Source organism: uncultured Meiothermus sp. (genome assembly GCF_937863175.1).
Taxonomy (GTDB): domain Bacteria; phylum Deinococcota; class Deinococci; order Deinococcales; family Thermaceae; genus Meiothermus.
On record NZ_CALMCQ010000317.1, the window covers coordinates 1 to 13,419 of the forward strand.

The window sequence follows — 13,419 nt, forward strand, 5'->3', positions numbered from 1 at the left end:
CCGCCGGTGCCGTCAAGGGCTGATTTTCTAAATGCGAGGCCAATAGTCGAAAGCAAAGTTCTACCTCAAGCGTTGAACGCTAAGTGCCGATAGCGATACGACAGCATATCCTTTGACCCTAAGGATCTTCTGGTTAGGAATTTGCAGACGCTGAGAGGCTCGCAACGGAATTGCGCCGAAGCAAACCCCAAAAATGCAGCTCATAGAAACCATCACCGAAATTTCTATTGTGGGCGCACTTAGACTCTGGATATTTTTTCCCTGTGATTTTAAACATGAGACTTCCGACAGCGTACAGGCATTTTTACGACTGCGCACGCGAAGACTGCTCTTTTGAAGTACAGTTCGGGTAGATTGGATTGTAGATTGGCCGCCGACTTATGAAGCGTGTTCTGCTACTGCCCTGTGATACCAGGCCCGTGACCCTCGAGTTTCCCCACCTGCTGGCCAGGGTAGCGGGGCTGGAAATGCGCTCGCCCTCGCTGGAAATTTTGAACCAACTGAACGAGCCGGGGAATACGGCTGCGATCGCGGAGTGGCTGCGACGCGAGGCACCCGCTGCGGATGCGGCCATCGTGACCTTGGAAACCCTCTGCCTGGGCGGGATGATTCCGGCCCGGAGAGTCTCGGACAGCCTGGAAGAGGTCTTGCAGCGGCTCGAGGTGCTGCGCGAAATCAAGCACAAGAACCCCGGCCTGCGCATTCTGGCCTATGGGGTGGTAGTGCGGGTAGCCCACGAAAACGACCCACTGGAGGAAAAACCCTACTACGGCGAATGGGGTGCGGGGCTACGCAAGGTCTCGGAGTGGACGGATCGCCTCGAGCGCCGCCTGGCCGCAGGACAGGAGGTAGGCGATGCCCAGATGGAACTGGATCGGGCCCGGCTGCACCTGCCTAAAGGGGTTTTGCAGGACTGGCTGGAGACCCGCGAGCGCAACCATACCCTGCATTTGGCAGCGATAGATTTGCTCAACGAGGGTGTTCTGGAACACCTTTGTCTCACCCTCGACGACACCACGCCCTATGGTCTGGCCGCCAGAGATCGCCGAAAACTCGAGGCCCGTATAGATGAGCTGGGTTTGTGGGGCGAGGCCGACATCTACCCCGGAGCCGATGAGGTGGCCCTGGTACTGCTGGCGCGGGCTCTGGTAAATCATGCGGGGCGCAAGACCCGGGTGCTGGTGCGCTACCCTTCGGTGCTGGCCGAGCAAACCGAGATGCTCTACGAAGACCGCCCACTGGGGGAGCTGGTTAAGGCGCATTTACGGGCTGCAGGGTGCCTCCCGGTGCAAACCCCCGAAGATGCCGATCTGTTTCTGGCCGTGAACGCGCCCGCAACCCGGCAAGCCCAACGCCAGCCCAACTTTGAAACGGTGGACACCGCTGCCCGCCACCTGCCCGAACTGATAGACCGCCTGGTGGGCGATCAGGCCGCAGGCCGGATGGTGACGGTGGCCGATGTGGCCTATGCCAACGGCGCGGAGAACCGTTTTGTGCAGTTGCTGCTGCAGTCGGTTAACCTGCCGGGGCTGGCCGGCTTCGCGGCCTGGAACACCGCTGGCAATAGCCTGGGAAGCGCCATTGCAGCCGGGGTGTGCGCACTATATGGCGACGACCCGGTTTCGCTGGCCGAGGCCAACTTTGCCCGACTGGTAGACGACTGGCTCTACCAGAGCCGGGTACGCGCAGAGGTGCACGACAGACTGACCGAAGAAATTGGCAAGCCGCCCAGCCCCTTCGATCTGGGCGACCATAAATGGGGGGCCGAACTCGCCATAGATCAGCGCCTCACACCACTGGCCTACGGACTCTGGCAGCAGTTTTTCGCCCCCAGCCTGCCAGGGGTCAGGCTGGAATGGAGCCGCCCCAGACTGGCCTGGCCACGCTTGTTTACGGGGGTGTTTCCGTTGCACCTGGTAAGGGAGGAAGAGTGATTGCAGCGCCGAATGGGATAAAACACATTGCTCAGTACCCTCGGTGTGGGGGGCCTACCGCCCTTGACTCGGGAGGGCGGAGGGTTTCTGAGAAACGCGATGAGGTGGGATGATGCAGGATATCGAGCGCCTAAAGACCCGCCTGCAAGAGCTTTCTGCCTGGAAAGACCTTGAAGTGCTGCCGCTCTCGGGTGAATTCAAGGCTCCAGATAGCCCCTGGACACCCATCCAGGGTGGTGATTCCTGGCCGAGCCGAAGTTTTCCAGCGCAGTTTATTTTCGAAGCTTCGGTACCTGCGGCCTGGGCTGGAAAACCGATCTGGGTACGCCTCAACCCTGGCGGGGAGGGCTTGCTTTTGCTCGAAGAAAGGGCTATTGGGGGCCTTAACGCCTATCACCGTGAATACCCCCTGCTTTCATCGGCGCGGGGGGACGAGGTTCTGGTGCTGGAAGTGCAGGTCGTGCCCAAAGGCTTGTTTGGAGCCCCTGTGATGCAGCCCAAACTGGAGGAAGCCGCCCTCTTTGTTCCCGACACCCAGGTTCGTGAACTCTGCACCGACCTGGGCTGCCTGCTGGATGCGCTGCCCCAGATCCAGCCCGACCTGGCCCAACTCCTGCTGGATGCGCTGAGCGAAAGCTTTGCTTGCATCGAGCTGCCACGCAGCCCGGCGCGGGAGTATCTGAACCAGCTCGAGCGCTCCGACTGGGCCAGGATGACCGCCCAGCTCTGGGAGGAGTGGAGGTTTGAGGGGCCAGGCATCCCCCTGAGGGCCGAACACCGCCGCAGTCTGGAAACCGCCCGCGACTTTCTCCATCAAGCCCTGGAAGGCATTCGGCAGCGCTACCCGGTCTCGGGCAGGTTGCTGCTCTCGGGCCATGCCCATACTGACCTGGCCTGGCTGTGGCCCATCGCAGAGACCCGGCACAAGATTCGCCGTACCTTTGCCACCGTCTTACACCTGATGGAGCGCTACCCCGAGCTCTACTTCAACCAGTCCAGCGCCCAGGCTTACGCCTGGCTCGAGGCCGACGACCCGGCCCTCTTTGCCCAGGTCAAACAGCGTGTGCAGGAGGGCCGCTGGGAGCTGGTGGGGGGGATGTGGGTCGAGCCCGATGGCAACCTGCTCTCGGGGGAGTCCTGGGCACGGCAGCTACTCTATGGGCAGCGCTACTTTCAAGAGAAGTTTGGCCAGTGGGCTCGAGTAGCCTGGCTGCCCGACACCTTTGGGTTTGCTGCCAACCTGCCCCAGCTCTTCCAGCAGGCAGGTTTGCCGTACTTTTTCACCACCAAGCTGAACTGGAACGAGACCAATCCCTTTCCCCACGACCTGTGGCAGTGGGAAGGACTGGACGGCTCGAGGGTGCTGGCCCACAGTTTTCGTAACCCCAACGAGGGCTACAACGGGCGGCTCCAGGCTCTCGACCTGACCGCTACCTGGCAAAACTTCCGGGGCAAGCGATACCACGAGACCTCGTTGCTCACCTTTGGCTACGGCAATGGCGGGGGTGGTCCCACCGCCGAGATGCTTGAGCGCTACGCCCGCTACAAAGCAGTCCCAGGTCTGCCCCAGATAAAGCTGGGACGGGTGGATGCATTCTTCGAAGACCTCCATCGCTCCGGGCCAGAAGCTGAACGCCGGTTCAGCCAGTCCCCGACCCCCGACCCCCGACCCTCGAGGCCCAGCTTGCCGCTCTGGGTGGGCGAGCTCTACCTCGAGTTGCACCGCGCCACCTATACCACCCAGGCTGAACTCAAGCGCCTCCACCAGCGCCTCGAGCAAACCCTGCGGGAAGCCGAGATGGCCTGGGTGCTGGCTTCGCTCCGGCCCCTCGACCCCCGCCTGAGCCTCGACGAACCCACCTATCCGGCCCGCGACCTCGAGAGCTTCTGGAAGGTCTTGTTGCTGCACCAGTTTCACGACATCCTCCCCGGCTCGGGTATCCACACGGTTCCCGGCGAAGCGATTGAACACCTTCGGGCTGCGCTGATTCAAACCGAGGAAGTGCGACAGGAAGCCCTGGGACTGCTTTCCGCCGAGGTGCGCAAAGTGCACCCCGAGGCCGTGGCCCATCTGGTGGTATGGAACCTCGGCGCTTCACCACGCCCCCTGCAGCTCAGGATTGAGCGCCCCACCGAGCAGTTTTTCCGCCTGCTCACGGCCACTGGCGACGAGATACCCTACCAGGAATCAGGCCCTGATATTCTGGTTGCTTCCGACCAGATTGTGCCAGCGCTGGGCTACCTGGCTCTGGCCATCGTGGGCCACCTGGATACCCGCCGAACCCCTGCGGTGCGGGTTAATGGCCTCGAGCGCGTCCTGGAAAACCAGCACCTGCGCCTGGAAGTAGCCCCCGATGGTACATTTGCCCGCCTCTACGACAAAGACCACCGACGCGAGGTGCTGGCCGGGCGCGGCAACCAGGTCTGGGCCTATACCGACGTGCCGCGCCACTGGGAAGCCTGGGATCTGGACGCCTCGTATGCCCAGGAAGGCCGTGAAATCCCCGCCCGCCAGGTCAAACTGATCGAGGGCGGCCCCATGCGGGCGGGCATCTGGGTGGAGCGCAAAATTGGGGCTTCAAGTCTGGAACAGACCTACTGGCTGTGGGGCGGTTCGCGCCGCCTGGAGATCGAGACCACCGTCCACTGGCAGGAGCGCCGTACCCTGCTGAGGGCCTTGTTCCCGCTCGAGGTGCGTGTGCAGGAAGTCTGGTTCGATACCGCTTTTGGGGCGCTTGCACGGCCCACCCACGCCAATACCTCCTGGGATGCTGCCCGCTTCGAGGCTCCCGCCTTGCGCTGGGCCGACCTGAGCGAGGCCGGCTATGGGGTGAGCCTGCTGGGTGGTTCCAGGCATGGCTACAGTGCTCGAGGGAACGTGCTGGGCCTGTCGCTGCTACGGGGGGCGCTCTGGCCTGATCCCCTGGCCGATGTCGGTGAGCACCGTTTTACCTATGCCCTCTATCCTCACCGGGGTGACTGGCGTGAAGGTACGGTGGCCGAGGCTGAAGACTTTGCTGCGCCCTTGCTGCCCCTGGCCTTGCCGATTCATGCGGGGGGCCAGCCCTCCAGTCGCCAGTTTTTGCGATGGACGCCCTCCAGCTTGCGGGTCGCTGCCTTCAAGCGGGCCGAAGAAGGCCCTGGCTACGTTTTGCGGCTTTACGAGGCCCATGGCGGGCGTGGCGAGGTTGAACTCGATCTCACCCCCCTGGGCATTCGCAAGGTGAGCCGGGTGAACCTGTTGGAAGACCCCAACGAAGCCCTCGTGCTACACAATGGCCGCCTGACCCTGACCTACACCCCCTATCAGGTCATCAGCCTGAAACTGGAGCCATAGGATGACTCGACTGGTGGGAACCCTCGTGACCCCCGATCTGACCTGCCTGGGTCAGGTGGAGTTCGGTGAACGCATTACCAGAATTACGCCTCTAAGCCCCACCGAGCCGATGCCCGGGCGCTACATCCTGCCGGGGTTTGTGGATCTGCATGTCCATGGAGGGGGAGGGGCCGACGGTATGGATGGGGAGGCGGCTGTGCGGCAGATGGCCCGGTTTCATGCCCAGCATGGAACCACTGCCCTACTCGCAACCACCATCACCGCACCCCTGGCCGAAATTGAAGCAGCTTTACGAGGCATCGCCAGGGTGGTGCAACACCCAGGGCCAGGGGAAGCGCGGGTGCTGGGGGTACATCTGGAAGGCCCCTTCATCAGCCCACAAAAACTGGGTGCGCAACCTCCCTACGCGATTCTTCCAGACCTCGAGGTCATGCGCCATTTGCTACACCTGGCCCCCATCCGGGTGGTTACGCTGGCCCCCGAGCTGCCGGGGGTGCTGGAACTGATTGCGTTTCTCAAAAGCCGGGGTGTGCGGGTTCAGCAAGGCCATACCGCAGCCACCTATGTCCAGTCCAGGGAGGGATTTGAGGCCGGGGCGCAGGGTTTTACCCATTTCTTCAATGCCATGACGCCTCTGAACCACCGCGAACCGGGGGTGGTGGGGTTGGGCCTGGAGCGCTCTGAATGGGCCGAAGTGATCCCCGATGGGCTGCACCTCCATCCGGCGGCTATGCGTACTGTCTGGAAAACCATTCCCTGCACCTATGCGGTAACAGATGCGGCAGCGGCAGCCGGGATGCCCGAGGGGGGGTATCATCTGGGGCGGCACAGGGTTTATAAGAAAGGCGAGGGGGTATTCCTGGCCGATGGAACCCTGGCCGGGAGCGCCCTGACGATGGACAAAGCCGCCCAGAACCTGAGCCGCTGGGGTTATGCCTTGCACGACATCCTGCAGATGACCTCGAGCTTTGCCGCGCAGTACATCGGCCTAGAGTCTGGTCTGGAGGTCGGGAGGCCTGCCGATCTGGTGGTGCTGGGCCAGCACTTTGAACTCGAGGAAGTTTATCTTGGAGGCCAAAAGGTCGGGGGACCAGCATGAAGGCAGCCGAAACCAGGATGTTCAAGGAGGCCCACCAGGCACCCGCCGTGGTGGAGCGAGTCCTCAAGGAAAACCGCAGCGAGATGGAACTGCTGGGTACGTTTTTGCGGCGCAATACCCCACCCTTTGTCCTGACCGTGGCCCGGGGTAGTTCCGACCATGCCGCCCTCTTTGGCAAATACCTGATTGAGAGCCTGTTGGGGTTGGTTTGCTCCTCGGCCATTCCCTCCATCCACACCGTGTATGGCCGCCACCTGTCGCTGGGCAAAGCCTTGGTGATTGCGGTTTCACAATCGGGTGAAAGCCCCGACCTGATCGAGGTGACCCGCCAGGCCCGGCGCGACGGGGCCCTGACCCTGGCCCTGGTCAACAAAGAAAACTCGCCCCTGGCCCAGACTGCCGAGGTAATGCTGCCCCTCTGGGCGGGGGCCGAAGAAGCAGTGGCAGCCACCAAAAGCTATCTGGCCACCCTGGCCTCGCTGGCCCAGCTGGTCGCCGCCTGGGCCGAAGACAAAGCCCTCAAAGAAGCGCTGGCCATCCTGCCCGAAGCCATGTACAAAGCAGCAGATGCCAACTGGCAGGCTGGGCTGGATGCGCTGGTGGGGGCCGACAATGGGCTGGTAGTGGGGCGTGGCTATGCTTTTGCCGTGGCCAACGAACTGGCCCTCAAACTCAAGGAGACCTGCGCCTTTCATGCCGAAGCCATGTCGGGCGCAGAACTGTTGCATGGCCCGGTAGCGCTGGTGGCGCCCGACTTCCCTTTGCTGGTTCTGGCGCCCAGGGACAAACCCTTTCGTGGCATGGTGAGTTTGCTGGAAAATCTGCGGGGCAAAGGCGGGCACCTGCTGGTGGCTTCCTCCGAGTCCGAGGCCCTGGAACTGGCCCATACGCCATTGCCGCTTCCCGCCCGGCTCCACCCGGTGCTCGATTCGATTCTGCTGGTTCAGGCTTTCTATCCGTTTGTTGCAGAACTTTCGGTGGCCAGGGGCTTCGACCCCGATGCCCCGCGCCACCTGTCCAAAGTGACGCGGACCAGATAGGGTCGAGGGTTGAGGGTCAAGGGGCGAAGGTCGAGGGTCGGAAGTCGCGGGTCTCAGGTCTCAGGTCGCAGGTCAAATAAAGGCCGAAGGCTGAAGGCCCAGGGCTTTTAGCTTTCAGCTATTAGCTATCGGCTATAGGCTATCGGCCATATTAGGATGTAAGTATGGAAATTCGCAGAATAGGTGTGATCGGTGCAGGGCAGATGGGCGCGGGCATTGCCCAGGTGGCGGCGCAGGCGGGCTATATGGTGGTACTGCGCGACCTCGAGGAGGCCTTCCTCGAGCGCGGCCTGAGCGGCATACGGCGTTCCATGGGCAGACTACTGGAAAAAGGCAGGCTCGATCAGAGTGCCCATGATGCCTCGCTGGCCCGTATCCAGACCTCGGTCAGCCTGGCAGACTTGAGCGGCTGTGACCTGGTGGTGGAGGCCATTGTGGAACACGAGCCTACCAAGACCAAGCTATTCCGCGACCTCGATCAAATTGTGCAGCCCGAGGCGATTCTGGCCTCCAACACCTCTTCCATTCCCATCACCCAACTGGCCGGGGTCACCCAGCGGGCCGAACGCTTTATCGGGATGCACTTTATGAATCCGGTGCCGCTGATGGAACTGGTGGAGGTGATTCGCGGGCATCTGACCGACGATGCCACCACCCAGACGGTGCTGGACGTGGCCCGCAAGATGGGCAAGACACCGGTGGAGGTTAACGACTATCCAGGGTTTGTCTCCAACCGGATACTGCTGCCCATGCTCAACGAGGCCATCCAGTGCGTGATGGAGGGGGTGGCCAGGCCGGAAGCCATTGACCAGGTGATGAAGCTGGGCATGAACCACCCTATGGGGCCGCTGACCCTGGCCGACTTCATCGGCCTGGATACCTGCCTCTCGATCATGGATGTGTTGCATCGGGGCCTGGGCGACGACAAATACCGGCCTTCGCCGTTGCTGCGCAAGATGGTGCAAGCGGGGCTGTACGGGCGTAAAAATGGGCGGGGTTTCTACCGCTACGATGAAAAAGGTAACAAAATCGGATGACCCGGCTGGATCACATTGTGGTGGCGGCAGAGACCCTCGAGCAGGGGCTCGAGTACGTTCAGACCACACTGGCCGTGGAGCTACCGCCCGCGGGAGGCAAGCACCCGCTGATGGGCACCCACAACCGCTTGCTTAACCTGGGAAATGGGGTCTATCTGGAGATTATCGCCATTGACCCCGAGGCTCTTGCGCCGGGTCGCCCGCGCTGGTTTGGGTTGGATCGCTTCGTCGGAGGGCCGCGCCTGCTGACCTGGGTGGCCCGCACCGGGGCCCTCGAGCGCTACCAATCACTCGAGCTGGGTACGGTTAGCAAGGCCAGCAGGGGAGACCTGGAATGGTTAATCGCCATTCCCGAGGACGGGCGGTTACATCTGGGTGGGGCGGTGCCTTACCTGATTCAGTGGGGCCAGAACCACCCCACCGATACCCTGCCGGATGTGGGCTGTCGCCTGGTCGAACTGATGATTCTTCACCCCCAGCCAGAACAAGTAGGCCAGGTGCTACAAAAGCTTGGTTTAGAGAACCTCCGCCTGAAGCGATCCGAAAGGCCTGAGTTGATGGCTTCTGTCCAGACCCCAGGTGGGCTCAAAGTTCTGCGATAGTCATTCGTACCTTACCCGCCAGACTCTCCTCGGGCTGCAAGACCCGCACACCCGTGCCCTGGATGCCTCGAGCATACAAGTTGAAGCCATCGGTGGCGTTGGTCACGGGCTCCAGGGCCAGCGTCCCATCGGGCGCGGTGAAGACCACCAGGTGCTCGAACACCGGGTCGGCCTCGAGCAGCAGCCGAAGATTGGAGCCTGCCCACTCGAGCACCGCCCGCCCATCCCAGCCGCCGTACACGTGGTTGAGCGGTTGCGTTCCCACCGGGCGAGCCCAGGAAAAATCCAGCTCACCCGGAATCGGCTGCATACCCTCGTGGGGAATGAAGCTGGCATCGGTCTGGTAGAAGCCCCTGGCTCCAAATTGCATAACAGCCTCACCCAGACTCCGCACGAAATAAGGGTGTAGCCCGAAGCCTGCGGGCATGGGGCTTTGGCCCTGATTGACCAGTTCCAGGGTGGTTTCCAGGGTGTGGCCTTCCAACCGGTATAACACGGCCAGCGAGAAGGGCCAGGGCCAGTTCACATCCTCAAAAAAACGGCTATCGAAGGTACCGGCAGCCGAACTGGCCCCATAAAACACCTGCCAGGGGCGGCCCCGCACATCGCCATGCTGGGTGTTGCCTTCGGGGGTGTTGGGCTCGAGCTGGTAGGTATAGCCCTCAAACTCGAAGCGTGCGGCCCGGATGCGGTTGGAATAGGGGGCCAGGATGAAGCTCGAGTAGTTGGACGATTTTTCCGGCAAGGGCGGTGGTGTAGGCCGCATAATCGGAACCCGTTCGCCGCCCCGCTTGACTTCAAAAGCTACAATGCTAGCCCCAACCTGGGGGGCGATCTCCAGACGCAACTGTTCGGTTTCGATGCATAAGCTTTCCATCCCGCGATTCTATCGCGGTTTTCACGAATACCCTGTCCTGCTATTTCAACCAGAGCTGGGGGCTTGGTCTTGAAACGAGCCTGGCAAACCAGTTTAGCAACCTGCCGATGGGTCCTTTCTGGGCGTTGCGCTGTACCGAGAGGGTGGCTTCTTCGGGGCCGACGTCGTGGCCGATCGAACGGGAGAGGAAGTAGCGGTGGTCGGAAATCCACAGATACAGGTCGGCTTCGTTGCGGCCCGGGAAGTTCTTCATCACACCGTTTTCGCGGATTTCCAGAATGGTGGGCAGATAGAGGGTGTCGTACCAGTCGGCTACAGCTTCTTTCCAGCTAATTGAGCGCTTCTGGTTGAGACCCATGAAGTACTGGTGGGTGCGGATGTGGTCGAGCAGCACGTCGTAGCGTCCGGCCTTGCTGAACAGAATGGGCTCGAGGTTGGGGTGTAGCTCGGGCAGCCGGGTCTGCTCGAGAAACTGCGCGTACTCACCCTTCAAGATCACATCCTTCAGGGTGTCGCCGGGATCGAGATCCACGGGCACATCGAGTTCGATCACGTAGGCGTCAATAAAGTGCTGGCCCAGGGCTTTGGCCAGCGCGGTTCGGTGGTTGCCGTCCTTGACAAAGTAAATGTCGCCCACCTTGTAGACATCAATGGGGGGAAACTCGGTGCCCTCGAGCTGGGCATGGCGTAGCTTGGTCCAGCGATCCAGGGTAAAGGGTTCTTTAGGCATGAACTCCGCATCGAAGTCGCCATAGCGATCCACCGTGCCGATAATTTTGTCTACTTCGATGGTTTGCAGCCCTTTGTACGACTCCCCTTTAGGCCGCAGCTCCGAGACCGCACTGTACGGCAGCAGATCGTTGGACTCGCCGCGCAAACGGCGCAGGATGTCGTGGATCAGTACACGGCGCGACAGAGTCTCTGCTTCAAACTGGGCCTGGCGCTCGAATTCCATAAACTCCACCCTGGCGGATCAACTTCAATAAAACGCAGTCTGTCTGTCACAACCCGCTTAAGGTTTCTCTTAGCCTTCTCAGGTCGCGGATTTGCCCTGGATGCGGCTGGGGGTTGTGATGTTGGGGTCTGGGTCGAAGGTTTTCTTCAACCCAGGCAGATTATAGCGCATTTGTCTAAGAGTTTTGTGTTCACTTGCGCCCTTTTCCGGGGCTTAGGGCTGGAGGTGGGGGAATCTCTGGGGATCCACGGTTCACAGGACCTGCCTGTAGTCGGTATCGCCCCCACATGGGAGGGACGGGCCCTGCGATCTGCAAATACAAGTCGGAATTTCTGGCTCGAAGGAGGCTTTGCAAAGACCTGGGGTTTGTAAGCTCCCTCATCCGCTCGGTCTAAGATGGCTTTGATGCGCACTCTGGTGGCGGGGTTGATGGGGTTGTTTACAGTGGCCTGGGCTTACCCCGCTGGGGTCTTGTATATTCCACTCGATGACCGTCCGCCCAACTGGTCACCCTGCACCTGGCAGCTGGTGCGCTGCCCGCCTCGCGCGGTCTATCAGGGTCGCGAGGGGGTAAACCTACCGGCCCTCTCGAGCTGGTTGCGAGAGCAGCCTGGGCAAACGCTAATTGCCAGCCTGGATGCGCTGGTGTACGGCGGACTGGTGCAGAGCCGCACTTCGAGCCTGGAGCCCGAAGATGCCCTGCGCCGCCTGGAAGAACTGTCCCGCTGGCGTGCGGGCAGTGGCGGGCAGGTACTGGCATTCGGAGTAATTCCTCGCTATCCCGATGCCCGCTACCGCGAGCGAAACCTGGCTCTGTTGCGCAGCCTGGGCGACGGCTTTGCGTATATCGAAGCCCCCTGGGACGATGCCCTGCTGGGCTCGCCTGCGGTGGCCGAAGCGGCCACCCTGTCCATTCCTACGCGCCCTGGGGCCGATGAGGCTGGGCAGGTATTGTTGCTGCGGGCCCTGAACCCGGGGGTGCGGGTGCGGGTGCTCTACGACTATCCCCTGGCTGGTCAGCAGATCACGCACTATGAGGGAATTCCGCTGCATGAAACCATTGCGCGGCTGCTGGCTTCGGCAGGGGCGGTTGCCGTGGAAAGCCGGCCCGATCTGGTGCTAGCGGTGTATACCGGCGGCGATCCCAGGCGCGGTGTCCTGACGGTGATGCAGGGCTTGCGCGAGGCGCCGGTGGCGGTGGCCGATATCGCCCGGGTCAACCGGGGGGATGCTTCGCTGTTGCAGTATCTGGTGGCGCTGGACATCTATCGCGATCTGGCCGCGTATGCCGCATGGGGCACCCCTGGTAACAACCTGGGGGCAGCGCTGGCCCAGGGGGGATTGTTTTCGATTCCGCTCTGCCAGCAGGCCGGAAACCCAGGGGCCGCCTGCGAGGCATGGCGCACCCGTGCCCTGGCCCAGGCCTACCTCGAGGTTCTCTGGGGGGAAATAGGCCGCCCCTGGGTGCGCGCCCGTTTTCCCGAACCGCTCACCGAGGAGGCAGCCCGCTATGTTTTTGAGCGCTTAAAGTCTGAACCGACCCCACGCTTCGTACTGGGGCAACTTCAGCCGATGGGTTTGAAATTCCCCTGGAGACGCAGTTTTGAGGCCGAGTGGCAGTACCGCCTGGAATTTACCCAACAGCGCTGAGCTTTCTTGTACGGCTTGACCGGCGCGGATGAGGCAGAAGCGGTGTCGCAGAGAGTTGAACCAAAACCAGGGTCTGGTAATTGGGGTTGCGGGTTGTGATGCATAAACATGTGCAGCGGTCATATAGGCCTAGGCTTATGCAAAGATGAACGTTTCTTATCAGGGCATGCTGGCCCTTCTACGTGAACTGGTGGGCAGCCCCGACCTGCAGTCGCTCCTGACGGCGGCGCTCGAGGGTGCCCTGCGGTTGGTTCCGGGCGCCCAGGCAGGGTCGGCCCTGGTTCGGGTGGGGCGTGGCTATCGTTTTGTGGCTATGCGCGGGCACGGCATTGGTACGCCAGACTATGAGCTCAGCCTCGAGGACGAGTTGCGCTGGTATGGGGGTCTGTTGCAGGAGGCCCAGACCGCACTCCCCAAACTCAATCGGATTCGGCCTGAGTTGAGCGGGCTTGTCAGCGCCGACCGCACCACCCTCGAGCCCATTACCTGGGTGCTGACCATCCCGATCCCACTGGGGGGCCAAATTGAAGCCTGGCTTTGCCTGGATCGTGTGGAGGCCGAGGCTTTTCCCGAGGAAGCCCTGCCGCTGGCTCACGAACTGGGCCGCAGTCTGGGGGTGGTCTTGCAGACCCTCGTGGAACGGCGAAAAACCCAGTCCCGGCTCGAGCGCGAAGAGCGTCTGGCCCGCGTGCTGGGGGTGCTTTCTACCTTTCGTGAGGCCGAGTTGCTGTGGCATTCGCTGCCCCATCTGATTCTGGAAATTGTGGGAGAGCAGCGGGCGGTGGCTTTGCAGCGGGTCGGCGATGAACTCAAAACCTTCTCGGCTGTGAACTGGAAAGAGCCGATGGGCCGCCTGATTCCCCGAAGCAATGGGGTTTTCTGGATGGC

General features: G+C 61.8%; 9 protein-coding genes and 1 pseudogene. 8 read left to right on the forward strand and 2 right to left on the reverse strand.

The features are described from left to right. Positions 1-380: 380 nt before the first annotated feature. The 6 genes from Q0288_RS11960 to Q0288_RS11985 all read left to right on the forward strand — a co-directional run bounded on the left by Q0288_RS11960 (position 381) and on the right by Q0288_RS11985 (position 9,049). The gene (locus Q0288_RS11960) at positions 381-1,934 is read left to right on the forward strand and encodes a DUF4127 family protein (protein WP_299430704.1); all 1,554 of its coding nucleotides are present in this window, start codon (positions 381-383) and stop codon (positions 1,932-1,934) included. Positions 1,935-2,043: 109 nt separating this feature from the next. Next, the gene (locus Q0288_RS11965; RefSeq protein ID WP_299430706.1) at positions 2,044-5,271 is read left to right on the forward strand and encodes a glycoside hydrolase family 38 C-terminal domain-containing protein; all 3,228 of its coding nucleotides are present in this window, start codon (positions 2,044-2,046) and stop codon (positions 5,269-5,271) included. Position 5,272: 1 nt separating this feature from the next. Then, positions 5,273-6,370 carry an N-acetylglucosamine-6-phosphate deacetylase gene (nagA, locus tag Q0288_RS11970; RefSeq protein WP_299430708.1) on the forward strand — a complete coding sequence of 366 codons (1,098 nt, stop codon included), beginning with the start codon at positions 5,273-5,275 and terminating at the stop codon, positions 6,368-6,370. Further along, positions 6,367-7,410 carry an SIS domain-containing protein gene (locus Q0288_RS11975; protein ID WP_299430710.1) on the forward strand — a complete coding sequence of 348 codons (1,044 nt, stop codon included), beginning with the start codon at positions 6,367-6,369 and terminating at the stop codon, positions 7,408-7,410. Before nagA ends, Q0288_RS11975 begins: the two co-directional genes overlap by 4 nt. A 164-nt stretch (positions 7,411-7,574) precedes the next feature. Next, positions 7,575-8,447 carry a 3-hydroxybutyryl-CoA dehydrogenase gene (locus tag Q0288_RS11980; RefSeq protein WP_299430712.1) on the forward strand — a complete coding sequence of 291 codons (873 nt, stop codon included), beginning with the start codon at positions 7,575-7,577 and terminating at the stop codon, positions 8,445-8,447. After that, positions 8,444-9,049 (forward strand): VOC family protein, encoded by a 606-nt coding sequence (locus Q0288_RS11985; RefSeq protein WP_299430714.1) that lies wholly within the window; start codon positions 8,444-8,446, stop codon positions 9,047-9,049. Before Q0288_RS11980 ends, Q0288_RS11985 begins: the two co-directional genes overlap by 4 nt. On the opposite strand, the gene Q0288_RS11990 is transcribed toward Q0288_RS11985, so the two are convergent. Beyond that, a complete protein-coding gene (locus Q0288_RS11990) occupies positions 9,033-9,926 on the reverse strand; it encodes an aldose 1-epimerase (protein WP_299430716.1) in 894 nt (297 codons plus the stop codon). The two genes, Q0288_RS11985 and Q0288_RS11990, sit on opposite strands and share 17 nt — an antisense overlap. A 40-nt stretch (positions 9,927-9,966) precedes the next feature. After that, on the reverse strand, positions 9,967-10,881 hold the full coding sequence (locus Q0288_RS11995; RefSeq protein ID WP_299430718.1) for a transcriptional regulator: 915 nt from the start codon (positions 10,879-10,881) through the stop codon (positions 9,967-9,969). Positions 10,882-11,286: 405 nt separating this feature from the next. Between Q0288_RS11995 and Q0288_RS12000 the strand changes: the two genes are divergently transcribed. Beyond that, complete coding sequence (locus Q0288_RS12000) at positions 11,287-12,531, forward strand: DUF4127 family protein (protein WP_299430719.1); 1,245 nt, start codon at positions 11,287-11,289, stop codon at positions 12,529-12,531. Positions 12,532-12,676: 145 nt separating this feature from the next. Next, positions 12,677-13,419, forward strand: a pseudogene (locus Q0288_RS12005) (metal-dependent phosphohydrolase); the annotation flags it as partial.